This is a genomic window from Hoeflea sp. 108, assembly GCF_000372965.1.
Lineage (GTDB): Bacteria > Pseudomonadota > Alphaproteobacteria > Rhizobiales > Rhizobiaceae > Aminobacter.
This window is the reverse complement of sequence record NZ_KB890024.1, coordinates 5,172,635-5,195,124: the sequence shown is the minus strand read 5'-3', so window position 1 is coordinate 5,195,124 and position 22,490 is coordinate 5,172,635. Positions and strand designations below refer to the sequence as shown.

Annotated in this window: 21 protein-coding genes; 6 read left to right on the top strand and 15 right to left on the bottom strand. The window is 64.3% G+C overall.

The features are described from left to right. The first annotated feature begins 132 nt into the window (after nt 1-132). Together B015_RS0125830 and B015_RS0125825 are read left to right on the top strand one after the other, a co-directional pair. Nucleotides 133-717: an amino acid synthesis family protein gene (locus B015_RS0125830; RefSeq protein WP_026227736.1), complete on the top strand. Its 585-nt coding sequence runs from the start codon at nt 133-135 to the stop codon at nt 715-717. Then, nucleotides 714-1,298 (top strand): amino acid synthesis family protein, encoded by a 585-nt coding sequence (locus B015_RS0125825; RefSeq protein ID WP_018430660.1) that lies wholly within the window; start codon nt 714-716, stop codon nt 1,296-1,298. Before B015_RS0125830 ends, B015_RS0125825 begins: the two co-directional genes overlap by 4 nt. A 79-nt stretch (nt 1,299-1,377) precedes the next feature. Here B015_RS0125825 and B015_RS0125820 read toward each other — a convergent pair whose 3' ends face one another. The 4 genes from B015_RS0125820 to B015_RS0125805 all read right to left on the bottom strand — a co-directional run bounded on the left by B015_RS0125820 (nt 1,378) and on the right by B015_RS0125805 (nt 4,493). Next, complete coding sequence (locus B015_RS0125820) at nt 1,378-1,755, bottom strand: glyoxalase superfamily protein (RefSeq protein WP_018430659.1); 378 nt, start codon at nt 1,753-1,755, stop codon at nt 1,378-1,380. Nucleotides 1,756-1,961: 206 nt separating this feature from the next. Continuing rightward, nucleotides 1,962-3,161, bottom strand: coding sequence for an amidohydrolase family protein (locus B015_RS0125815; protein WP_018430658.1), 1,200 nt, complete (start codon nt 3,159-3,161; stop codon nt 1,962-1,964). A 101-nt stretch (nt 3,162-3,262) separates the two neighbouring features. Next, nucleotides 3,263-3,796, bottom strand: a complete 534-nt coding sequence (locus B015_RS0125810; protein WP_018430657.1) for a MarR family transcriptional regulator — start codon at nt 3,794-3,796, stop codon at nt 3,263-3,265. A 52-nt stretch (nt 3,797-3,848) separates the two neighbouring features. After that, a complete protein-coding gene (locus B015_RS0125805) occupies nt 3,849-4,493 on the bottom strand; it encodes an isochorismatase family cysteine hydrolase (protein WP_018430656.1) in 645 nt (214 codons plus the stop codon). A gap of 385 nt (nt 4,494-4,878) precedes the next feature. Here B015_RS0125805 and B015_RS0125795 point away from each other — a divergent pair, with 385 nt between their 5' ends. From B015_RS0125795 to B015_RS0125785, 3 genes are all read left to right on the top strand, one after another. Further along, complete coding sequence (locus tag B015_RS0125795) at nt 4,879-5,718, top strand: NAD(P)-dependent oxidoreductase (RefSeq protein ID WP_018430655.1); 840 nt, start codon at nt 4,879-4,881, stop codon at nt 5,716-5,718. Nucleotides 5,719-5,730: 12 nt separating this feature from the next. After that, a complete protein-coding gene (locus B015_RS0125790) occupies nt 5,731-6,546 on the top strand; it encodes an SDR family NAD(P)-dependent oxidoreductase (RefSeq protein ID WP_018430654.1) in 816 nt (271 codons plus the stop codon). Nucleotides 6,547-6,904: 358 nt separating this feature from the next. Next, nucleotides 6,905-7,813: a hypothetical protein gene (locus B015_RS0125785; protein ID WP_198292880.1), complete on the top strand. Its 909-nt coding sequence runs from the start codon at nt 6,905-6,907 to the stop codon at nt 7,811-7,813. A 78-nt stretch (nt 7,814-7,891) separates the two neighbouring features. Here the strand turns inward: B015_RS0125785 and B015_RS0125780 are convergent, their stop codons facing one another. The 8 genes from B015_RS0125780 to B015_RS0125745 form a co-directional block, all read right to left on the bottom strand. Next, nucleotides 7,892-8,968: a tartrate dehydrogenase gene (locus tag B015_RS0125780; protein WP_018430652.1), complete on the bottom strand. Its 1,077-nt coding sequence runs from the start codon at nt 8,966-8,968 to the stop codon at nt 7,892-7,894. A gap of 12 nt (nt 8,969-8,980) precedes the next feature. Beyond that, nucleotides 8,981-9,784 carry an amino acid ABC transporter ATP-binding protein gene (locus B015_RS0125775; RefSeq protein WP_018430651.1) on the bottom strand — a complete coding sequence of 268 codons (804 nt, stop codon included), beginning with the start codon at nt 9,782-9,784 and terminating at the stop codon, nt 8,981-8,983. A gap of 88 nt (nt 9,785-9,872) precedes the next feature. Beyond that, a complete protein-coding gene (locus B015_RS0125770; protein WP_018430650.1) occupies nt 9,873-11,255 on the bottom strand; it encodes an aspartate aminotransferase family protein in 1,383 nt (460 codons plus the stop codon). Between the two features lie 140 nt (nt 11,256-11,395). Then, a complete protein-coding gene (locus B015_RS31590) occupies nt 11,396-12,070 on the bottom strand; it encodes a GntR family transcriptional regulator (RefSeq protein WP_018430649.1) in 675 nt (224 codons plus the stop codon). A gap of 29 nt (nt 12,071-12,099) precedes the next feature. Beyond that, the gene (locus B015_RS0125760; RefSeq protein WP_018430648.1) at nt 12,100-13,179 is read right to left on the bottom strand and encodes an amino acid ABC transporter permease; all 1,080 of its coding nucleotides are present in this window, start codon (nt 13,177-13,179) and stop codon (nt 12,100-12,102) included. Continuing rightward, nucleotides 13,176-14,273: an ABC transporter permease subunit gene (locus B015_RS0125755; RefSeq protein ID WP_018430647.1), complete on the bottom strand. Its 1,098-nt coding sequence runs from the start codon at nt 14,271-14,273 to the stop codon at nt 13,176-13,178. Before B015_RS0125755 ends, B015_RS0125760 begins: the two co-directional genes overlap by 4 nt. A gap of 23 nt (nt 14,274-14,296) precedes the next feature. After that, a complete protein-coding gene (locus tag B015_RS0125750; protein WP_018430646.1) occupies nt 14,297-15,346 on the bottom strand; it encodes a transporter substrate-binding domain-containing protein in 1,050 nt (349 codons plus the stop codon). 72 nt (nt 15,347-15,418) lie between these two features. Beyond that, nucleotides 15,419-16,924, bottom strand: coding sequence for an NAD-dependent succinate-semialdehyde dehydrogenase (locus tag B015_RS0125745; RefSeq protein ID WP_018430645.1), 1,506 nt, complete (start codon nt 16,922-16,924; stop codon nt 15,419-15,421). Between the two features lie 399 nt (nt 16,925-17,323). On the opposite strand from B015_RS0125745, the gene B015_RS0125740 reads away from it, so the two are divergent. Further along, on the top strand, nt 17,324-17,635 hold the full coding sequence (locus B015_RS0125740) for a hypothetical protein (RefSeq protein ID WP_018430644.1): 312 nt from the start codon (nt 17,324-17,326) through the stop codon (nt 17,633-17,635). A gap of 434 nt (nt 17,636-18,069) precedes the next feature. Here B015_RS0125740 and B015_RS0125735 read toward each other — a convergent pair whose 3' ends face one another. From B015_RS0125735 to B015_RS0125725, 3 genes are read right to left on the bottom strand one after another with little or no spacing between them, the layout of a single operon-like run. Then, nucleotides 18,070-19,866, bottom strand: coding sequence for an ABC transporter ATP-binding protein (locus tag B015_RS0125735; protein WP_018430643.1), 1,797 nt, complete (start codon nt 19,864-19,866; stop codon nt 18,070-18,072). A 46-nt stretch (nt 19,867-19,912) separates the two neighbouring features. Continuing rightward, entirely contained in the window at nt 19,913-20,857 is a 945-nt protein-coding gene (locus B015_RS0125730) for an acetamidase/formamidase family protein (protein ID WP_026227732.1), read from the bottom strand. Further along, nucleotides 20,847-22,490, bottom strand: a complete 1,644-nt coding sequence (locus B015_RS0125725) for an ABC transporter substrate-binding protein (protein ID WP_026227731.1) — start codon at nt 22,488-22,490, stop codon at nt 20,847-20,849. The genes B015_RS0125730 and B015_RS0125725 overlap by 11 nt, the downstream gene beginning before the upstream one ends.

The following is a 22,490-nucleotide window of genomic DNA, read 5'->3' as shown; positions in this document are numbered from 1 at the left end:
GCCAGCGAACGTCCGAAATCGCTGTGAACAATCGCCGCGGCGGCGGTTTCACGCATCCTGCTTGACAAAAACGGCGGATGGATAATTGTTGATACTCTAACAAGTTTTCAGCCCACCGGAATGGAGCAGTCGATGCCGGACGTTGTCGTCAGGAAGTTGGTCGTACAGGTCGAGGAAATTTTTCATGAGGGCGGGCCGGTGCGGGCCGAACCGGTGAAGCGCGGCACGGTGATGGCGGTGGTCGCCAACCCCTATGCCGGCCGCTATGTCGAGGACATCCAGCCCTTCATGGAAGATCTGAAGCCGCTCGGCGTCGAGATGGCCACCAAGCTGCTTGCCGCGCTCGGCGGCGATGCCTCTGCCATCGAAGGCTATGGCAAGGGCTCGATCGTCGGCGGCGGCGGCGAGCTCGAACACGGCGCGCTGTGGCACAATCCCGGCGGCTACGCTATGCGCGAAGCCCTCGGCGGCGCCAAGGCCATCGTACCGTCGAGCAAGAAGGTCGGCGGTCCCGGCGCCCGCATCGACATCCCGGTCACCCACGTCAACGCCTCCTATGTCCGCAGCCATTTCGACGCCATCGAAGTCGGCATCAACGACGCGCCGCGCGCCAACGAGCTGGTGCTGGTGCTGGCCATGACGACAGGCGCGCGCGTGCATGCCCGCGCCGGCGGCCTCGACGCCAAGGACATCAAAGGCGAGGACGGACTGCGATGAGCGCCCTGATCCGCCGAATCATCACCGTCGTTGAGGAGGTCCGCGACGAAGGCGGCAAGCCGGTCGATCCGCCGACCAGGCGGGCCGCAGCCGTTGCCGTCATCACCAACCCCTATGCCGGCAAATATGCCGACGATCTCGCGGAACTCATGGCGATCGGCGAGGAGCTGGGCGACATCCTGCCGCGCCGCGCCGTCGCAGCACTCGGCATTCCGGGCGACCAGGTCGAGAGCTTCGGCAAGGCGGCGGCCGTCGGCGCCGAGGGCGAGCTGGAGCATGCGGCAGCGATCTTACATCCGAAGCTCGGCGCGCCGTTCCGCACCATCCTCGGCAAGGGTGCGGCGCTTATTCCGTCATCCAAGAAGCGCGGCGGCATGGGCATAGCGCTCGACATTCCATTGGGCCACAAGGACGCCGCCAAGGTCCGCAGCCACTTCGACGGTATGGAAGTGCGCATCCCCGACGCTCCGCGCGACAACGAGATCGTGGTGGCGATCGCCGTCACCGATTCGGGTCGCCCCCATCCACGCGTCGGCGGCCTGACCAAGGACAAGGTCGTCGGCATCGACGGCGTGAACTGAGGCCCCCTGTTCCAATAGGCAGAGTTCCAATGGGCAAAAAGCCGGACGGACACAGTCCGCCCGGCTTCCGAGGCAGGCTCTAGATCGCCTGGCCTACGTCGATACGGTTTCCATCCGGGTCCTCGAATACGAACGCTCGCAGGCCATAGTCCTTGTCCTGAAGGCCCTTGATGATCCTCAGCCCATGTTCCTTGCAAACCGCATGCAGGGCATCGACATCGTCCACCATCAGGTGGGCAACATTGAAATGCGCGGCCTTGTGGCCGGGCTGCAGCGTCAGATGCAACTCACCCTGGTCGCGCTTCAGGATCATGAAGCCGACGGGACTTCCGTTTTCGAAGATTTTCGTGAAGCCGAGAACCTTGGTGTAAAAGTCATGGGCCTTGCCCATGTCCTTTACGGGCAGCATGGCGGCAATTCGTCCGAACCGGACACCGTGATCGGCGATATCGTTCATCGCAGAGCCTCTGATTGCAAAGTCGCGATCACTCTCCGGACGGTGCCGGCAGATTTGATGCGCTTTGTTGTTTGAATCAGCAGGACGGTGCCCACGCGGCAAAGTCTATCCTGTGCCGGTCTCCAGCGAAACAGGCAGTATGTACGCCGTCGCGAATATCGCGATCGGCGCTTGCAGCCGGGTTTTGCGGCGTCGCCGCGGCCAAATCAGGACGCGACGATCTCGGGCACGCGAATCGCCGGCGGAGTGTTGCGGCTGCGGGCGGTGCGGACGATGCCGTCGACCATGATCATGCCGATGCCGGGCAGGTTGCCGAGCGCAAGGCTCTCGAGGAAATCCTTGCCGATGCCGCCGGCCGCCTGGTCCATGAACACCAGGTCGGCTGCACGGCCGGCCTCGATGAGGCCGCGATCGTCGAGATTGCGCACACGTGCCGTGTTGCCGGTGGCGAAGCAGAAGGCGACTTCGGTCGGCACGTCGCCGAGCGAAGCGAGATGACAGATGGTCCTGAGGATGCCGAGCGGCTGCACGCCCGAGCCGGCCGGGCCGTCGGTACCGAGGATGACGCGGTCGAGGATGTCGCGCTGCTTGGCGATGCCGAGCACGAATAGGCCGGTGCGCAGGTTGCCGTTGTGAACGATTTCGAGGCCGCGCGGACTTTCCTCGCAGATGCGGCGAATCTCATCGTCGGGCAACGCCGTCGGGCCGCCATTGATGTGCGCCACCACGTCGGCATCTACCTCGAGCACGACGTCGGCGCCGATGCGGCCTGAACCCGGGATCGACGGGCCGCCGGTATGGGTCATCGAGGTCATTCCATATTTGCGCGCCCAGGCGATCATCCGGCGACCGGTGGGGCCGTCCTTGACCCCACCGAGCCCGACTTCGCCGATCAGCGTAACGCCGGCCTCGGCGAGTTCGCGGAAATCGTCCTCGGTCATTTCAGGCTCGAGCACCGGCGCGCCGGCGATGATCTTCATGCCGCTGGGGCGGAAATTGGCGAAGCTGCGCTGGGCCGCGATGGCGAGCGCCTTGATGCCCACAATATCCTTGGGACGGCCGGGGTAATGCGCCTCGCCGGCGGAGATGATGGTGGTGACGCCGCCATGCAGCGTCGAATCGATCCAGCCGATCTGGTTCTGGCGCGGCGTCCAGTCGCCGGCGACCGTGTGGACATGGTTGTCGATGAGACCAGGTGTGACGACACAGCCCTGCGCGTCGATGACACTGTCGGCATTGGCGAGGTCGAGATCTACAGCCTTGCCGACGGCTGCGATGCGGCCATCCAGAACCACGATCGCATCGGCATCGAGGATCGGCCGGGCGATATCGCCACTCAGCAGCAGGCCGATATTGCGGATGACCAGTTTTCCCTTGGCATCCTTGGTTTGCGGGTCATGCGCCATCGCGTGCGTTCCTTGCGTAGTCTCGGGCATGAAGCAGGCGCTCCGGCCGCCGGCCGGCAAAAACGCGCGCTTCGGAGGGGGTGTTTCGGTGTGCTAGCCGGTCATTTGCCTTCGGCGCCGGGTTCGTCGCCGCTGATGCGCTGGAGCAGCCTGAGCAGGGTCACCTGTTCGGCCGCCGACAGCGGCGACAGAAGGCGCTGGCCGACCTCGACGCTGCGCTCGAGTCGCTCCAGCGTGTAGCGCACGCCCTCGTCGGTCAGGGCGATGATCGCCAGCCGCTGGTCAGTCTGCGAGGGGCTGCGCTTGATCAGCCCCTGCTTCAGCAGCTTGCGCACCACCAGGCTGATGGTCGAGGGATCCATCGCCGTCATGCGGCCGAGATGGTTCTGCGACACCTCGCCATGGCGCAGCACGGTGGCCAGTGCGGCGAACTGCGTCGGCGACAGGTCCTCGCCGGCCATCACCTGCTGGAAGCACAAGGTGGCGCGCTGGTGGGCGCGGCGCACGACGTGAGCGGGGTGGACGTCAAGGTCGTAGCCGGTATCGGCATAGAGCGCCATCGCTTCCTCGCGGCTCAGCGGCTCGTCGCCGCTCGACTTGATCTTGGACTTCTGGGCTTCGTCGAGGGTTGTCACGGCGTGCTTTCAACTCCAGGCTTGAAACCCCGGACCCTGGCTTGCGGCCCGGTCACGCGGCGATGCTTGTGTTCTCGACATAGGCGCCTTCGCGGAACGCCTTCACCACAGCGGCAGCATCGCTGACCACGCCGAAATGGGTCGAGATGTCGTAAAGCGTGCTTTCCTGCTCGCGCGGGCCGGTGGCGGCACAGCAGTCAGCCGGCACCACGACCTCGTAGCCGTTGAAGAAGGCGTCATGCACGGTGGAGCGCACGCAGATGTTGGTGACCACGCCGAAGACGATCAACTGGTCGACCATCATGTCCTTCAGCGTCATGTCGAGGTCGGTCTGGAAGAAGGACGAGTAGCGCCGCTTGATGACGTGAATCTCGTCGTCGCGGGCGCCGAGGTCATCAATGATCTCGACACCCCAGGTGCCTTCGACGCAATGCGGCGTGCGCTTCACCCATTCGCGGTCGCGGCGCATGTTGCGGCGGTGCGCATCGTGCACCCAGATGACCGGTGCGCCAGCAGCGCGGGCAGCCTCGATGACGGCGAGCTGCGGTGCGACCAGCGTCTCGTATCCGGGCAGCACCATTGCCCCGCCGGGCTTGCAAAAGTCGTTGACCATGTCGACGACGATGACGGCCGCCCGCTTGGGGTCGAGCGCGATGCCGCCGTCCTGCCTGTGCGACGAGAAGCTGTCCAATGTCATGATCCTACCTCCCCGGCAGATTGCCGATTGTTGGTGGTCATACAAAAAACCGTGGCGACGTCCAAGTCAATCCTCTGGCAGCAACTTGTCACAGTAGAGCACGATTCTCGGGCGCTGGAACCGCTATTTTCGGAGAAGATCATTCGCGAACAAGACGTTAGAGCCTGATAGCGGATCGGACCAGCGACTATCGCGCCAAACGACAGGCTCGGCAGATGGCGCGACGTCCGATGATCCCACCCAGCGGCGGTTGCGGCGGCAGGCCAAAGCGCATCAAGCTGACGGGCCTCGACGGCGCCAACAACACCTTGACAAGCGGGCCGGATTGCGGTGTCCGATTGTTTGACTACAAACAATATTCACGGCCAGACGAGAGGAGCCCCTGATGAAAATCGTCGTCACCGGATCGAGCGGACTGCTCGGCAGCCATGTCGCCGGGGCCATGGTGGACGCCGGCCACGAGGTGCTCGGAATCGACGCCATACCGCCGGCATCGGGCAGTTGGGCACATGTCAGCGCCGACCTCACCGATCTCGGGCTGACCCTGCAGTTGATCCGCGACTGCGATGCGGTGGTCCATATCGCCGCCATTCCGCGTCCGCTGGGCAAGGCGCCGGCCGAGGTGTTCCGCACCAACATGGCGATTGCCTACAACGTCATCGAGGCAGCGGCGCTGTCGCGCGCCACCCGCCTTGTCTACGCCTCGTCCTTCAGCGTGCTCGGCTATCCCTTCGCCGAGAATTTCGTCGCTCCCACCTACTTGCCAGTCGACCAGGATCATCCCATCGGCGCGCAGGACGCCTACGGCCTGTCGAAATGGCTGGGTGAGGAGATCGTGGAAGCTGCCGTGCGGCGCGGCGCGTTTTCGGCCATCAGCCTGCGCATGCCGTGGATCCAGACACCGCAAAGCTTCTTTGGCAGCATCGGACCCCGCCGCGAGCTTGCCGATTCGGCTCGCGACCTCTGGGCCTATCTCGACGCCCGCGACGCCGCCGAGGCCTTCATCAAAGCACTCACCTGGACCGGCGAAGGCCATTTGCGCACCTTCCTCAGCGCAGCCGACACCTATTCGGAAGAGCCGACCGCCGATCTGGTCCTCCACGCCTTCCCGAACACGCCGCTCAAGCGGCCGCTCACCGGCCATGACGCGGTTATCGACAATGTCCACGCCCGCGAAACGCTCGGTTTCAAGCCGCGCCACAGCTGGCGCTCATACGGCAAATAGCAGGAGACGACGATGAAGCGCTTCGACAACAAGGTTGTTCTGGTCACCGGCGGCGGCGGCGCCATCGGCAGTGCAGCGGTGCGCCGTTTTGCGGAGGAAGGCGCAAAGGTTGCGGTCGTCGATCTCGACGCTGCCCGGGCCATGGAGGTCGCTTCCGCCCTTGACGACCGCGCGCTTGCCATCACCGCCGACGTCGCCGACGAAACACAGGCCAATGACGCAGTGGCAAAGACCGTCGCCGCCTTCGGCAGCCTTGATGCGGTGTTCAACAACGCCGGCATCTCCGGCAAGGTCGCACCCGTCCACGAACTGCCTGTCGAGGACTGGGACCGGATCGTGCGCATCAACCTGCGCAGCATGTTCCTGGTGCTCAAGGCCTCCGTGAAGGCAATGATCGACCAGGGCATCGAAGGCTCGATCGTCAACATGGGCTCGTCGATGGCCGGCTGGGACGTGCTTGCGGGTGGGGCCGGCTATGCCTCGACCAAGCACGGCGTTGTCGGCCTCACCCGGGTCGCCGCCCTCGACGCCGCGCCTTGGGGCATCCGCGTCAACGCCATCTGCCCCGGCGTCATCGAAACGACGCTGGGCGTGCCTGCCGCCGATCGTGCCGGCTACCTCCAGGGCATCCAGCGCTTTGCCGACCGCATCCCGCTGCGCCGCATCGGCCAGCCCGAGGACGTGGCCGCAGCAGTCGCCTTCCTCGCCTCGAACGAAGCGCGCCACATCACCGGCGTAGACTGGCTGATCGACGGCGGCCAGACGCTGCAAAGCTGGGCCAACGCCCCCGAAGCCCAGGCTTTCCCGCGCCATGTGAAGCCGGAGTAACATAGGGTTGCGGACTATCGGCCGGTTGCCCGCCAATCCGCAGCCTTTTCCGTCCTATGAATGGCATGCAGGTTACTCTAAAATAGCAGGCGACCTCATCGAAGAAAATCGTGCTGTTCGAGCTTCGCCATATGAAACCTGCAAGTCTGCCGCCGCTGAGCTTCAGCCGATCTGAAAGGCCTGATGTCGATTTGTTTCCGGTCATGCTGTGTAAGACAGGCTTGAAGACAACTCGAAGGCTGCAAGTTCAATCGAAATTGTCGGTCTGGCGATGAAGAAGCCCATATTCAATGCGGGAAAGCGCGGCATCCTGCTTGCCGCCGGGGCCTTGGTCGCTGCCGTGGCCCTTGGAGTTCGCGTGGCTCTTCCATCCCTGAAACAGGGCACGAGCGCACCCGACCCCGATCTCCTGGCGCTCTACGCCAAGCCGGTCCAGCCTCCCTCCGGAGGGGAGCGGGTTTTCCATCTCGGACACAGTCTCGTCGGCCGCGACATGCCAGCCATGCTGGCGCAGCTTGCCGGCCCGGGCCATCGTTATGAACTGCAGCTCGGATGGGGTACCTCCCTGCGCGACCACTGGGAGCTGCAAACAAGAATCGCCGGCTTTGCCAAGGAGAACGCAACCCCGCGCTACCGGGATGCGCGGGCCGCATTGGCCAGCGGCGAATACGACGCGTTCGTCATGACCGAGATGGTCGATCTGCGCGATGCCATCCGCTACCACGACAGCGTTCGCTATGCACCGAAATGGGCCGAGGCGGCTTTTGCCGGCAATCCCGACATCAAGGTCTATCTCTACGAGACCTGGCATGCGCTCGATGCACCCAAGGACTGGCTGAAGCGTTTTCCGACTGACTTGAAAGACCTGTGGGAAGCCGCACTGCTCTGGCCTTCGGTGCGCGCCACCGGACGCCCCATCTATCTCATCCCGGCAGGCCAGGTGATGGCCCGGCTCGTCGCGGAAGTGGAAGCGAGCCCGGAGGGCATTGGCGGCCTGCGGAATCGGCAAGGGCTCTTCGCGATCGCCGCCGATGGCACGCAGGACCAGATCCATGCCAGCGACCTCGGTCTCTATCTGGTCGCGCTTACCCATTATGCGGTGCTCTATGCTAGGAGCCCTGTGGGCCTGCCGCACGAACTTCTGCGCGCCGACGGCACGCCGGCACAGGCGCCGTCGGCCGAACTTGCAAGGCGTATGCAGGAAATCGTCTGGGACGTGGTGACCAGCCTGGAGCTGACCGGCGTCAAGGCTTCCGCCCAAAACTGATATCTTCAATCTGGCCAAGTGATCCCTCTCCGCGAAGCGACAGCGCTCCGCGGAGAGTTTATCGGCTGGTCTGGTGGCTCAACCCGACACGGCGTCGGCAATTGCCTTGCCGCAGGTTGTGGTGTCTGCCTTGCCGCCGAGGTCACGGGTGCGCAGTGCCTCGTTGGCGAGAACCTCCTCGATGGCCCTGACGATGGCATCGGCCGCATCGCGGTGGCCGAGATGCTCGAGCATCATCGCGCCCGTCCAGATCTGGCCGACAGGATTGGCGATGCCTTTGCCGGCTATATCGGGCGCCGAGCCATGCACCGGCTCGAACAGCGACGGGAATTTGCGCTCCGGGTTGATGTTGCCGGAAGGCGCTATGCCGATCGTGCCAGTGCAGGCCGGGCCCAGGTCGGAGAGAATGTCGCCGAACAGGTTCGATGCCACCACCACGTCGAAGCGGTCGGGATTGAGCACGAACTGGGCGGCGAGGATGTCGATGTGATACTTGTCCCAGCGCACGTCGGGATAGTGCCTTGCCATCTCTTCCACGCGCTCGTCCCAGTAGGGCATGGTGATCGAGATGCCGTTCGACTTGGTCGCCGAGGTCAGGTGCCTGGCGTCGCGGCGCTTGGCCAGGTCGAAGGCATAGCGCAGGATGCGGTCGACACCGATGCGGCTCATCACCGTTTCCTGGATGACGACCTCACGCTCGGTGCCGGGATACATGCGGCCACCGATCGACGAATATTCGCCCTCCGTGTTTTCGCGCACGATGTAGAAGTCGATGTCGCCGGGCTTGCGGCCAGCCAGCGGCGAGCTGACGCCAGGCATCAGCCGCACCGGCCGCAAATTGACATACTGGTCGAACTCGCGCCGGAACTGCAGCAGCGAGCCCCACAGCGAAACATGGTCCGGCACCGTGTTGGGCCAGCCGACGGCGCCGAAGAAGATGGCGTCATGGCCGCCGATCCGGGCCTTCCAGTCCTCGGGCAGCATAGTGCCGTGCTTGAGGTAGTAGTCGCAGGAGGCGAAGTCGAAGACATCGAAGCCGATGTCGATCTTGAATTTCGACGCCGCTGCCTCGAGCACCCGCAGGCCTTCTGGCACGACTTCCTTGCCGATGCCGTCGCCAGCGATGACGGCGATTCTCAGGGTCTTGTCGCTCATGGTTGGTGTCGCCTAATGCAGGATCTGGCTGAGGAAGAGTTTTGTGCGCTCGTGGCGCGGATGGTCGAAGAACTCGGCCGGGGTGTTCTCCTCGACGATCTGGCCCTGATCCATGAAGATCACCCGGTTGGCGACCTTGCGGGCAAAGCCCATCTCGTGGGTGACGCACAGCATGGTCATGCCCTCTTCGGCGAGGCCCACCATGGTCTCCAGCACTTCCTTGATCATCTCCGGGTCGAGCGCCGAGGTCGGCTCGTCGAACAGCATGATGCGCGGGTTCATGCACAGCGAGCGTGCGATCGCCACGCGCTGCTGCTGGCCGCCCGACAGCTGGCCGGGATATTTGTTGGCCTGCTCGGGGATCTTGACCCGGCGCAGGAAGTGCATCGCCTGCTCCTCGGCCTGCTTCTTCGGCGTCTTGCGCACCCAGATCGGCGCCAGCGTGCAGTTCTCCAGGATCGTCAGATGCGGGAACAGGTTGAAGTGCTGGAACACCATGCCGACTTCACGGCGGACCTCGTCGATCTTCTTGAGATCGTTGGTCAGTTCCTTGCCGTCGACGATGATCTTGCCCTTCTGGTGCTCTTCCAGCCGGTTGATGCAGCGGATCATGGTCGACTTGCCCGAGCCCGACGGGCCGCAGACGACGATGCGCTCGCCGCGCATGACCTTGAGGTTGATGTCCTTCAGAACGTTGAACTCGCCATACCACTTGTGCATGCCGACGATGTCGATGGCGACATCCGTCGTCGAGATATGCATCTTGGCGCGATCGACCTCGAGATCGTCGGCCCTCACCGTATTCTCAGCCGCCATCAGAACCTCCTCACTCTGTTCATGTACCGGGCGCGGGGCCGATGCCGGCTTGGTGCCGGCATCGGCGAAGTCATGCGGGCATGCCGCCTCAGTAGGCCGGCTGGCCGGCGGCGATCCACTCGGCGGTATCGTCCAGGGTCCGCTCGAACGCCTGCACCATTGTCTCGATCTGCTCTTCGGTGATGATCAGCGGCGGGCAGAAGGCGAGCGTGTCCAGGATGTTGCGGACGATCAGGCCGTGATGGTGGGCCCTGGCGAAGACATAGGCGCCTACCTTGCCCGGCACCTCGAAGCGCGCCTTGGTGGCCTTGTCGGCCACCAGCTCGACGCCGGCGATCAGGCCGGCGCCACGCACCTCGCCCACCAGCGGGTGCGCGGCAAGCGCGCCAAGCCGCTTCTGCAGGATTTCTCCCATGGCGGCGGCGTTCTCGACCAGCTTGCGCTCTTCGATGATCGCCAGATTTTCCAGGGCAACGGCGGTGGCGACGGGGTGGCCGGTTGCAGTGTAGCCGTGGCCGAAGGTGCCGATCTTGCCGCTGTTGTCGGCTACCGCCTTGAAGATGTTGTCCGAGATCATCACGGCGGCCAGCGGCTGGTAGGACGAGGTGATCTGCTTCGACAGCGTCATCAGGTCCGGCTTGATGCCGTAGTAGTCGGAGCCGAAGGTCGTGCCGAGGCGGCCGAAGCCGGTGATGACCTCGTCGGCGACGACGAGGATATCGTTGCGGCGGCAAATGTCCTGTACCTTCTGCCAATAGCCTTCAGGTGCTGGGATGACGCCGCCTGCCGACATCAGCGGCTCGCCGATGAAGGCGGCGATGGTGTCGGCGCCCTCTTCGGCAATCACCGCTTCCAGCTCGGCAGCCAGTCGCTCGACGAACTGCGCCTCTGTCTCGCCCGGCTTGCCGAAGCGGTAGAAATGGGGGCAGGTCAGGTGGCGGACCGGGATCGCCGGCAGGTCGAAGTCGCGATGGTTGTTGGGCAGGCCGGTCAGGCTGGCGGCGGCAACGGTGACGCCATGATAGCCCTGGGTGCGCGCCAGGAACTTCTTCTTCGCCGGGCGGCCGAGCGCGTTGTTGTAGTACCAGACCAGCTTGACGATGGTGTCATTGGCTTCCGAGCCTGAATTGGTGAAGAAGACATGCGACAGGCCTTCGGGCGCCATCTCGGCGAGCTTCTCGGCGAGCTCGATCGAGGGCATGTGCGACTTGTGGGCGAATGTGTGGTAGTAGGGCAGCTTGTCGAGCTGTTTCGTCGCCGCCGCCACCAGGCGCTTCTCGCCGAAGCCGACAGCCACGCTCCACAGGCCTGCCAAGCCCTCGATGTAGCGATTGCCCTGATCGTCGAAGACATAGATGCCCTCGCCGCGATCCATCACGATCGGGCCGATCTCGGCATGGCGGACGGCGTTGGTGTAAGGGTGGAGTTGGTGGGCGATGTCGCGGGTGGCGGTGGAATTCGGTCTGGACATGAAGTTACCTCCGGTTGTTTTCGGCCCGTTGGCGGCTTGCCGCAGGGCGCACGTCAGGATCGCCGCCCTCTGTGCTGAAGGCGGTCGGGTCGATGAACTTTTGTGGATCGCCCGGGTTGGCGGTTAGTCGGGCGGCGTTCTCATGGCTGGTCGTCGCCAGTGTTGGCCAGGATGCCGAAGCACCCGACTATGTCCTGAAGCACTGCCGCCCTGGCGGTTGCACCGTCATGCGCGGCAATGGCGTGCAGCGCCTCCTCATGGGGCGGGATGGCCTCCTTGAGGCGGCCGGGCTGCGCCTTGGCCATGCGCACCGACGGCCCCATGCGCAGCCACAGCGGCTCGATCATGTCGAACAGGATCGGCGAGTTCGCCATGCGCGCGATCTCGAGATGGAAGCGAGCGTTGGCGCGCAGGAACAGGCTTGCGTCATTATTGCTCGCCGCCTTGGCTAGGGCGTTGAAGTGGCTTGTCAGCGGCACCATCGTCTCGGGAGACGAATGCTCGGCGGCGCGCTCGGCGGAAAGGCCTTCGAGCGCCACGCGGATGTCGCGGATCTCGGCCAGTTCGCCCGGCGTCAGATTGGGCACGTAGAAGGTCCGCTCCAACCTCAGCGCGCCGATGCTCTCCAGCTTCTGCAGCGCATCGCGCACCGGTACCGGGCTGGTTCCCAGTGTCGCCGACAGCTTGCGTAGCACCAGCCTGTCGCCGGGACGGAACTCGCCGGTGATCAGCTTTTCCTTGATCTGCCTGTAGATCTGCTCGTTCAGGGTGTCCTGAACCAGAGATTTATAGACCTGCCTGCGTTCATCGAGCATTGGGCGTTCCTGCTGAAGACATGAGCCGGTTACCTGCGTTCATTGGCAAATTCCTGCTCGAGCCGCCGCGAGTGGAGCGACAGGATATAGCAGAACACGAAGAAGGCGAGACCGACGGCCAGATATGCTTCACGGTAAAAGCCCATCCAGGTGCCATCTGCAATAGCCCCGCGTGCGCCACCCAGCACGTCGATCAGGCCGATGACGCTGATCAGCGTGGTGTCCTTGATCGACTCGATGAAGGTGTTGATGATCGCCGGCAGGGCGATTCGGAACGCCTGCGGCAAAACCACCAGCCGCGACACCAGCCCATCCGGCAGGCCGAGGCTCTGCGCAGCTTCCGTCTGCCCCCTCGGAACCGCCTCAAGACCGGAGCGGATCGCCTCGGCCAGATAGGCCGCCTGGAACAGGATCAGGGCGATCTGGGCGCGCAGGATCGTGTCAATCATGCTGCCGCCAGGCAACAGCAGCGGCAGCATCGTCGAGGCGACGAACAGGACAGCCAGCAGCGGCAAGCCGCGCACGACCTCGACATAGGCGTCGCAGAAGCGCTTCACCACCTTGCTCTTGGAGCGGCGCCCGAGCGCCAGCAGCACCGACAGCGGCAGCGCCAGTACGATGCCGAAGGCAGACAGGCCGACCGTCAGCGGCAGGCCGCCCCAGCGGCTGGTCGAAACGGGGGCAAGGCCAAACACCCCGCCAGCCATCAGCACAAGGCTCGCCACCATCACCGCGATCCAGGCGAACAGGAGCGCCGGCTTCCACAGCTGCCTGAAGCCGCTGGCAATCAGCACGGAAAGGACGAGAGCCACGGCGAGCGCCGGACGCCAGTACTCGCCGGCCGGATAGCTGCCGAACAAAATGATGTGGTAGCGCTCGGTCAGCATCGCCCAGCACGCCCCGCCGGCGGCGCGGCACTCGTCGGGCGTCGCGGTGCCGAAGGTGGCGTCCAGCACCGCCCAGCGGAGCAGCGTCAGGGCCGCATAACCGAGCAGCAGCACACCGAGCACGGTGATGGCGGCATGCGGCCACGGCTTGAAATAGGGGCTCAGGCGAGCCTTGAAGGTCGGACGATCACGGGCGACCGTGGCGATGGCGACATCACTCATAGCTTCACCAATTGGGCGCGCCGTTCCAGCCTGCGGATGACGACAGAGGTCACAAGGCTGAGCGACAGATAGATCAGGAGATAGATGGTCACGGTCTCGATGGCCCGGCCGGTCTGGTTGAGCGCCGTGTTGCCGACGGAGACCAGGTCGGGATAGCCGATCAGCACGGCAAGCGTCGTGTTCTTGATCAGGTTGAGATACTGGTTGGCCAGTGGCGGCAGCATCAGCCGCAGCGCCTGCGGCGCCAACACCAGCCAGAGTGTCAGGAACGACCCCAGCCCCAGCGAGGCCGCCGCCTCCGACTGGCCCTTGGGAAGTGCCGCCAGGCTGCCGCGGACGATCTCGGCGATGAAGCCGGAGGTGTAGAAGGCAAGGCCGAACAGCATCGCCAGATATTCAGGCGTCACGCTCCAGCCGCCGCGGAAATTGAAGCCGACAAGGGCCGGACGGTCGAGCGTCGTCATGGCGACGGCCCAGAAGCACAGCGCAATGAACGCCGCGCCGCAGCCGGCCAGACCAAGCTTGCCGAGAACAGGGAAGATGCCGGTCTCATTCTTGCTGCGCAGCGCCAGATACCAGACGCTCCAGGACGCAACGACCAGCCCCAGTGCTGCAATGGCCAAGGCCATGCCGTCGGCGAAGACGGGCAACGGCATGTAGAGGCCACGGCTGGAAAGCATCACGCCATCCACCGGCGCCCAGGCTTGGCGCGGGTTCGGCAGGGCGCGCACGGCAGTGGCGCAGACCACGAGGATCAGCAGCAGCGGCACATTGCGGGTAAATTCGACATAGGCCTTGGCAAGCCGCGTCAGCAGGGGATGGCCGATGCGGGCAGCCAGACCGACGAGCACACCGAACACGGAAGCCAAAACGATGCTGGCGAGCGCCAGCCTGATGGTATTGAGCAGCCCGGCAGTCAACGCCCTGAGATAGGTGTCGCCGGAGCTGTAGGCGATGATCGACTCGCCGATCGGGAACGACGTTGCCTCGCGCAGGAAGCCGAAGTCGATGACGATGCCCTTGGCGGCCAGATTGGCAGAGAAGTTGTATGACAGCCACGCCACGACGGCGGTGGCTGCCACAACAAACGTCACACCATGGAGACGTTCCCGACTGATCATCTCAACGGCGCCGCGAACATGAGGCCGCCCTTGGTCCACAGATCGTTGAGACCGCGGTCGAGCTTCATCGGCGAGCCCTTGCCGAGATTGCGCTCGAAGCTTTCGCCGTAGTTGCCGACGGCCGAGACGATCTTGACCACCCAGTCTTCCGACAGGCCGAGATCCTTGCCGTTGCCCGGCTTGGCGCCCAGAAGCTGCTGGATCTCCGGATCGGACGACTTGGCGACCATGTCCTGGACATTCGCCTGGGTGACGCCGAGACGTTCGGTCTCTATCAGCGCTGCCATCACCCAGCGGGCGATCACGAAGAGTTCCTCGTCGTCGCCGTAGACCGAAGGCGCATAGGGCTCGAGGGTCAGGAAGTTCGGGAAGATGACATAGTCATCGACATTGCCATGGGCGACGCGCGAACCGGCAAGGTTGCCGTAGTTACCGCCGAAGGCGTCGCAACGACCGCCAAAGAAGGCCGCGTCGAGCTGCTCCCAGGTGCCGAGCACCAGCGGGGTGTATTTGAGGCCGCGCGACTTGAAGAAGTTCTCGGTGTTCACCTCGAAGGTCGAGCCCTGCAGGATGCAGACTGTGGCATCGGCCAACTGGTCAGGGCTTTCGACGCCGAGCGACTTGGGCACCATGAAGGTGTAGCCGTCGAAGTAGTTCGGGAAGGTGAAGCGGGCCTTCTGAGCGCCTTCACGGTTCAGCGTGGTCGTCGTGTCATGGGCCAGCACGTCGATCTCGCCCGAGGCGAGCAAAACGAAACGCTCGGAATACGAGGTCTGGCGGTAGGTGACCTTGCTGGCGTCGCCGAGGATCGCGGCAGCCATCGCCTTGCAGTAGTCGATGTCGATGCCGGCGAGCTCGCCATTGGCGGCCGGCGCCGAGAAGCCCGGAACGGCCTGGCCGACGCCGCAGGTGAGGTTGCCTTTCTGCTTGATATTGTCGAGCACCTTGCCGGCCTGCGCCTCGACCGGCGCGAGCATCGCACCGGCCATGGCGAGTGCCGTCAGGCACCCCAGGGCGTGGCCCTGAATCCTCCAGGAAAACGTCATCTTATTCCCTCTCTTGTGTTGTTTGGCGATGGTGGTTTTCGCAGCGGGCCGTGCCTTCGACCCGCCGGAAGCCTAGGAGGCCGCCCGACGCGGGTTCTGCGTCAGGCAGACATATTTGAGGTTCAGGAACTCCTCGATTCCGTATTTGGAGCCCTCCCGGCCAACGCCGGATTCCTTGATGCCGCCGAACGGCGCCACTTCGTTGGAGATCAGGCCTTCGTTGACGCCGACCATACCCGTCTCGAGCGCCTCGGTGACGCGCCACATGCGGTCGAGGTCGCGGGTGAAGATGTAGGCGGCCAGCCCCGCCGAGGTGGCGTTGGCGGCAGCGATCACCTCGTCCTCGTCGGTGAAGCGGAACACCGGCGCCACCGGTCCAAAGGTCTCTTCCTTGGTGAACAGCATGGTGTCGTCGACATCGGTCAGGATGGTCGGCTCGAAGAAGGTGCCGCCGAGCCTATGCGCCTTGCCGCCGGTGGCGACCTTGCCGCCCCTCGCGACGGCATCGGCGATGTGACTCTCGACCTTGGTCAGCGCCGCCGGGTTGATCAGCGGCCCCTGCTCGACCCCGTCTTCGAAACCATTGCCGACCTTGAGCGCCTCGACCGCCGCCTTGAAGCGGGCAATGAAGGCGTCATGGATGGCGTCCTCGACATAGATGCGGTTGGCGCAGATGCAGGTTTGGCCGGTGTTGCGGAACTTCGAGGCCATGACGTTGTGCACGGCGACATCGAGGTCGGCGTCGGCAAAGACGATGACCGGCGCGTTGCCGCCGAGCTCCATCGACACCTTCTTCACGGTGGCGCCGGACTGCTGCATCAGGAGCTTGCCGACGCGCGTCGAGCCGGTGAAGCTCACCTTGCGCACGATCGGATTGCCGGTCATCTCGCCGCCAATCGCCTGGGCGTCGCCGGTGACGATGTTGAGCACGCCGGCCGGAATTCCGGCGCGAGCGGCAAGTTCGGCAAGGGCCAGCGCCGAATAGGGCGTGAACTCGGAGGGCTTGATCACGACGGTACAGCCGGCGGCGAGCGCAGGCGCACATTTGCGGGTGATCATCGCGCTGGGGAAATTCCACGGCGTGACCGCGGCCACCACCCCGACTGGCTGCTTCATCACCATGATGCGCGACTGCGCCTTGGGCGCCGGGATGAGGTCGCCATAGACGCGCTTGGCCTCTTCGGCATACCACTCGACGAAGGACGCCGCGTAGCGAATCTCACCACGGCTTTCGGAGAGTGGCTTGCCCTGCTCGGCCGTCATGATTCGAGCCAGGTCCTCGGCGTTGTCGAGCATCAGCTCGAACCAGCGGCGCAGGATTGCGGACCGCTCGCGTGCGGCAAGGGCTGCCCATTCCTTGCGGACCCGGTCGGCCGCCGCGATGGCCCTGCGGGTTTCGGCAGCGCCCATGTCGGGGATCGTGCCGAGGACGGCATCGGTGGCCGGATCGGTCACCGCGATCGTCACCTTGCCGTCGGCATCGACCCATTGGCCGTCGATATAGGCCTGCTGCCGCAACAGCGACGGATCGGCCAACTGTCCGAGGAGGGGATGGTGCGAACTCTGATGCAAGGTCATGCGCGAGGTGGTCCCGGTATTCTCAAAATCTGAAATCTGACGTTTGATATATCAAACTCCAAATCACATAGAGTCAAGCCAGCTTCGCGCTGGACCAGTGATTGGACGGCTCTGGCTGGGGAGGCTACGAAGAGGCCGTCCGTATCGACCGGACTTATGCTTGGCCTGACAAGCGCCGGATGGAAAAGCGCCCACTCCATGCCGCCTTCGGGACCGAAGCCGCAGCCGCAAATGGGGCGCAAAGCATAGCTTTGGGATTCCTTGCTAATCACTTCGCCCGCGGGACCGGCTAATGATGCCGGAAAGCAGCTTCGTGCGGCCCGGAGTTTCCTACGTCTCCGGCAGGTAGCGGCAGCTAAGCCGGCGGCCGCCCACACGAGCGTTTAAGGAGATGATTTCATGACGCGATTGGCGGTTACGGCAGCAGTTCTTTCCCTCGTCGCACTTGCCTCGACGGCCTGCAACACGCCACAGGAACGCGCGCTCGGCGGCGGCGCCATCGGTGCCGCCGGTGGCGCGCTGGTCGGCCAGGCGATCGGGGGCAACACCGGGTCAACCTTGGCAGGCGCGGCCATCGGCGGCGTCGCCGGCGCGATGATAGGTGCCGGAACCGCGCCGGGCGAATGCCGCTTTCAGCGCCTCGACAGCCACGGCCGGCCGATGCACGACCGTTACGGCAGGCCAATCACCTATCTGGCCCCTTGCCGCTAGCCGCGCTTCGCTTTCTTGGAATTGCCCTGGCGCATCGATCCGAAAATCGGATTCCCGGCTGACACGAGTCGCGGTTTCGAGCTCCCGGGCCGCCGAGCCCGGAGGCGATTTTCAAAAGGAATCGTCGACAGATTCAAGATCATGAGGGGCCTTTTTGAACGCCCGTTGACGGGCCTGCCCTGTACTGTGTCGTGGCAAGGTAAGGCATCCGTCCCGCCCATTCTGGCCTGACATCGCCTTCGACATCGGTCGGTGCAGCACATTCCTTTCCGCGGGCCTTGGCCAGAAGGCACGCGGCGGCCGGTACATGGGAAACGACCCAGGCCCCCTCCACCCCTTGTACCGGCCGATTTTAAGCCGTTGGATTTGGTGCAACGCGGCTCACACCGTGGCCGGATTCCGCGATCCGAAGAAAAGCGGAAACGCTCTAGCGGTCAGCCGAGCGCCACCAGGTGGCCGCCGCCGACATCGGCGAGGTCGAGCCGCTTCGGCGGATCGCCCACCTTGCGCACCGGGCTCGGAATTTCCCTGTCCAGGCGCTCGAAACTGCCGCGCCGCTGCCGCGGATCGGGCTGCGGAACAGCGGACAGCAGCCGCTTGGTGTAGGGATGGCGCGGGTTCGCGAAAATCTGCTCGCGCGTGCCCATCTCGACGATCTGCCCGAGATACATGACCGCGACCCGGTCGGAGATGTTTTCGACGACCGCCATGTCATGGGAAATGAACAGGTAGGACAGGCCGAACTCGGCTTGCAGTTCCCGCAGCAGCCCAAGCACCCGTGCCTGCACCGACACATCCAGCGCCGAAACGCTTTCGTCGGCGATGATCAGGCGCGGCTTCAGCGCCAGCGCCCGGGCAATGCAGATGCGTTGCCGCTGCCCGCCCGAGAACTCATGCGGATAGCGTTCCATCTGGTCGGCCGAAAGCCCGACCCGTTCGAAGAGATGGGCCACCTGATCGCGACGTTCGCGGACCGAGCCGAGCCCATGGATCAGCAGCGGCTCGGCGACGAGTTCACCAACCCGCATGCGCGGATCGAGCGATGCGTAAGGGTCCTGGAAAATCATCTGCACGTCGCGCTTGACGGCCATCCTGCCGGCGCGGTCGAGCGATGCAAGGTTCCGGCCGTTGATCGCAATCTCGCCGGCAAAAGGCACCAGCCCGGCGATCGCCTTGGCGGTGGTCGACTTGCCGCAGCCGGATTCACCCACCAGGGAAACGGTCTCGTTGGGGGCGATATCGAAGTTGATCCCCTCCACCGCATGCACGCGCCGGTCGACCCTCCCGAAGAACCCACCATGCAGATCGAAGCGTACATGCAGGTCGCGGATGCTGGCCACAGGGACCGTCACCGGCACCGCGGCTTCGTCTGCCTGTACAGACCTTGCCCTGCCGGCTCCCATCTTCGGCACTGCGGCCAAGAGTTCGCGGGTATACTCGGCCTGGGGGCGCTCGAAGATGTCGAGCGTCGCGCCTTCCTCGACCTTGCGGCCATGGCGCATGACGATGACGCGGTCGGCCATCTCGGCAACCACGCCCATATCGTGGGTGATCAGGATGACACTCGTGCCCTGCATCTTCTGCAGGTCGCGCAAAAGCTCCAGCACCTCGCCCTGGACGGTGACGTCGAGGGCCGTCGTCGGCTCGTCGGCTATGAGCACGTCGGGCTTCAGCGCCAAGGCCATGGCGATCATGACGCGCTGGCGCATGCCGCCAGAGAGTTCATGCGGATACTGCCTGAAGCGGCCCTCGGCATCAGGAATGCGAACCGCCTTCATCGCCTCTATGGCCCTGCGGCGCGCCTCTGCCTTGGGAACGTCGCCATGCGTCCTGATCGCCTCGGTCAGCTGCCGGCCGATGGTCAGCACCGGATTGAGCGAAGTCATCGGCTCCTGGAAAATCATGGCGATGCGGTTGCCGCGAACCTCCCTGAGCTGTCCTTCAGGCATCTGCGAAATCTCGGTCTCACCGAGCCGGATCGAGCCCGCCGAGATGCGCGCGGCCGGCTGAGGCAAAAGCCCCATGATCGCCAGCGACGTGATCGACTTGCCGGACCCGGATTCGCCGGCGATGCACAGGGTTTCGCCACGCCGGAGCGTAAACGACAGATCGCTGACGATGGCGCGTTCGCCATCCTCGCCGCGGACCGACACGGTGAGGTCGGAGACCGCGAGAACGGGCAGGCCTTCAGCCCTGCCCTCTCCTGGTGATCCCGCGCCAAGCGCGCTCATGTGGCTGGCACCATCAGGGGCATGGGCAACCTCACCGTCACGACGTTCATTCAAACACGCACCTTGGGAAGTAGAACGACACCACCCAGTTCGGCATGTCGACGATCTCGCTGATCCTCAGGTCGCCGCAGACGGAGCACAGCATGTAGGCATCGACGGCGCTCATGTTGTAGCGGCCGGCAAGAAGGTCGACCATCTGGGCCACCGCTTCTTTGGCGCCGGTCATCAGATCCGGACCGATGCCGGTGGTGACCTCATAGCCCTTGGCGTCAAGGTGGCGGGTTACCGGACCGAGCGTGGTGAAGCGCGGCGTCTTCAGCCTGGCGTCCTTGACCAGATCGAGCGTCAAAACGACGTTCATCGGGCTTTCGATGGCGGTGCCGCAGACCTCGCCGTCGCCCTGCGCGGCGTGGGTGTCGCCAACCGAGAAAAGCGCTCCGGCCACTTCCACCGGAAGGTAGAGTGTGGTGCCCGCAGCCAGATCGCGAATGTCGAGATTGCCGCCGACGCGCCGTGGCGGAACCACCGAATGCAGGCCCGTTTCGGCCAGCGCGTTGCCGATCGTCCCAGCGAAGGGCTTCAGCGGCACACGCCCGTTCTTGCCGAACAGAGCGGGCTCGAGCGAGGCGGCGTCATACTTCCAGATGTTGAGCGCCGGCTCCTTGAAGTCGTCGGCGAGCAGCCCGAAACCCGGGATGTTGGCCGTCCAGCCGAAACCTGACGGCTTGAACTGCTCGATCGTCACCTTGAGCGCGTCGCCGGGTTCGGCACCCTCGACATAGATCGGTCCGGTGACAGGATTGACCTTGGCGAAGTCCATCTTGCCGACGTCGGCAACGGTACTGTCGGGCGTGAACTGGCCGCCGGAGGAATCCAGGCATTCGAACTCGATGGTCGAACCGGGCGTCACCCTCTCGGTTGGGACAAACGAGTTGTCCCAACCGAAATGATGGCTACGCCCATGGATGGTGTAGTTGCAGTTATTGCACATCGTTCACATACACATAGTCGTAGTTGATCGGGATATGGACGGGATCGACATAGAGCTTGTCGTCGCCGGCCATGCGGGGCGAGCGCATGGTGAAACGCTGCTCGTTGAAGACAGGCGCCCAGGGCGCATCTTCCATCACCTTGGCGTAGATGTCGCTCCACAGCTTGTAGCGTTCCGCCACCTTGGTCGGGTCGACGATGGAGTCGGCTTCGGCCGCCTTGGCATCGAGGCTCTCGTTGCAATACCAGGACCAGTTCCAGCCTCCGGGCACAGCACCGCCGCAGCCGAGGATCGGGCCGTAGAAATTCGACGGATCCGGGAAGTCGGCGATCCAGGCCATGCCACCTGACCAGATCATCGGCGCACCGGCCTTGTCGCCGCCGGCGGCGATGACGTTGGCCTGGGCCAGCGCTTGAATCTTGGCCTTGACGCCGATGGCCGCCAGATCCTGCTGGATCGCCTGGGCGATGCGCGGGTTGGGGTCGGTGTTCATGGCAAACAATTCGGTCTCGAACCCTTCGGGGTGCCCGGCTTCGGCCAGGATCGCCTTGGCCTTGGCGGGATCGTAGGCATAACCCTTGTAGTCCTTGTCGTAGCCCGGCATCGACGGCGGCAGCGGCTGCGTTGCCGGCACTGCGCGGTTGTTGATCAGCTGGACGACGCGGTCCTTGTTGATCGCCATGTTGATCGCCTGGCGCACCTTCACATTGTCGAAGGGCGGCATGGTCGTGTTCATGGTCACGTAGCCAGTGTGCAGCTGGCCGCCGACGACGACGCGCTCCTTCTGCTGCGGATCGTTCATGACTTCCTGGAACTTGGCAGGCGGGATACCGTCGCCCGGCACGTCGATCTCGCCCTTCTGCAGGCGCAGCAGCGCCACGATCGGCTCCTGGCCGATCTCGAAGGTGATCTTGTTCAGGTAGGGCAGGCCCTTGCGCCAGTAGTCGGCGTTGCGCTCGAAGACGAGGCGCTGGCCGAGCGTCCATTCGGCCATCTTGTAGGCGCCGGTGCCGACGGGGTTCTTGCCGAAGTCGGCGCCGTATTTCTCCACCTCTTCCTTCGGCACGACGTGGCTGAAGTTGATTGCCATCACGTGCAGGAAGGTCGCGTCAGGCCGCGTCAGCTCGATCTTGACCGTCGAGGGGTCGACGACGGTGACGCCTTCGAGGCTTTCGGTCTTGCCGCTGGCGACATCGTCAAAGCCCTTGATCGAGGCGAAGAAGCCAGCGCCCGGGCTCTGCGTCTTCGGATTGGTGACGCGGTCGAGCGAATACTTCACGTCTTCGGCCGTCATCTCGCGGCCATTGTGGAATTTCACGCCCTTCTGCAGCTTGAAGGTAAAGGTCTTGCCATCGGGCGAGATCTCATAGCTTTCGGCGAGATCGGGCCGGAGCGTGGTCGTGCCGGGCTCGTAGTCCATCAGCCCGTCGAACAGGCTCTTGATCATCGACCAGTTCTGCCAGTCGTAGCCGATGGCCGGGTCGAGGGTCGCAACGTCATCCTTGTAGGTGATGACGATGTCGCCACCCTGCTTGGCGTTGGGGTCGAGCTTTTCCTGCGCCGAAGCGGGCATCGCCGCCATGAACAGCGCCAGCGCCGAGGCGGCGACGGTTGAAGCCAGGTATCTTTTCAT

Bases quoted from the DNA above. Each gene is read 5' to 3' on its own strand.
- B015_RS0125735 (WP_018430643.1), bottom strand. From the start codon at position 19,866: ATGAGCGCGCTTGGCGCGGGATCACCAGGAGAGGGCAGGGCTGAAGGC.
- B015_RS0125725 (WP_026227731.1), bottom strand. From the start codon at position 22,490: ATGAAAAGATACCTGGCTTCAACCGTCGCCGCCTCGGCGCTGGCGCTG.
- B015_RS0125750 (WP_018430646.1), bottom strand. From the start codon at position 15,346: ATGACGTTTTCCTGGAGGATTCAGGGCCACGCCCTGGGGTGCCTGACG.
- B015_RS0125805 (WP_018430656.1), bottom strand. From the start codon at position 4,493: ATGACATTGGACAGCTTCTCGTCGCACAGGCAGGACGGCGGCATCGCG.
- B015_RS0125830 (WP_026227736.1), top strand. From the start codon at position 133: ATGCCGGACGTTGTCGTCAGGAAGTTGGTCGTACAGGTCGAGGAAATT.
- B015_RS0125770 (WP_018430650.1), bottom strand. From the start codon at position 11,255: ATGTCCAGACCGAATTCCACCGCCACCCGCGACATCGCCCACCAACTC.
- B015_RS0125740 (WP_018430644.1), top strand. From the start codon at position 17,324: ATGACGCGATTGGCGGTTACGGCAGCAGTTCTTTCCCTCGTCGCACTT.
- B015_RS0125760 (WP_018430648.1), bottom strand. From the start codon at position 13,179: ATGAGTGATGTCGCCATCGCCACGGTCGCCCGTGATCGTCCGACCTTC.
- B015_RS0125815 (WP_018430658.1), bottom strand. From the start codon at position 3,161: ATGGCGCATGACCCGCAAACCAAGGATGCCAAGGGAAAACTGGTCATC.
- B015_RS0125730 (WP_026227732.1), bottom strand. From the start codon at position 20,857: ATGTGCAATAACTGCAACTACACCATCCATGGGCGTAGCCATCATTTC.
- B015_RS0125820 (WP_018430659.1), bottom strand. From the start codon at position 1,755: ATGAACGATATCGCCGATCACGGTGTCCGGTTCGGACGAATTGCCGCC.
- B015_RS0125790 (WP_018430654.1), top strand. From the start codon at position 5,731: ATGAAGCGCTTCGACAACAAGGTTGTTCTGGTCACCGGCGGCGGCGGC.
- B015_RS31590 (WP_018430649.1), bottom strand. From the start codon at position 12,070: ATGCTCGATGAACGCAGGCAGGTCTATAAATCTCTGGTTCAGGACACC.
- B015_RS0125825 (WP_018430660.1), top strand. From the start codon at position 714: ATGAGCGCCCTGATCCGCCGAATCATCACCGTCGTTGAGGAGGTCCGC.
- B015_RS0125795 (WP_018430655.1), top strand. From the start codon at position 4,879: ATGAAAATCGTCGTCACCGGATCGAGCGGACTGCTCGGCAGCCATGTC.
- B015_RS0125780 (WP_018430652.1), bottom strand. From the start codon at position 8,968: ATGAGCGACAAGACCCTGAGAATCGCCGTCATCGCTGGCGACGGCATC.
- B015_RS0125745 (WP_018430645.1), bottom strand. From the start codon at position 16,924: ATGACCTTGCATCAGAGTTCGCACCATCCCCTCCTCGGACAGTTGGCC.
- B015_RS0125775 (WP_018430651.1), bottom strand. From the start codon at position 9,784: ATGGCGGCTGAGAATACGGTGAGGGCCGACGATCTCGAGGTCGATCGC.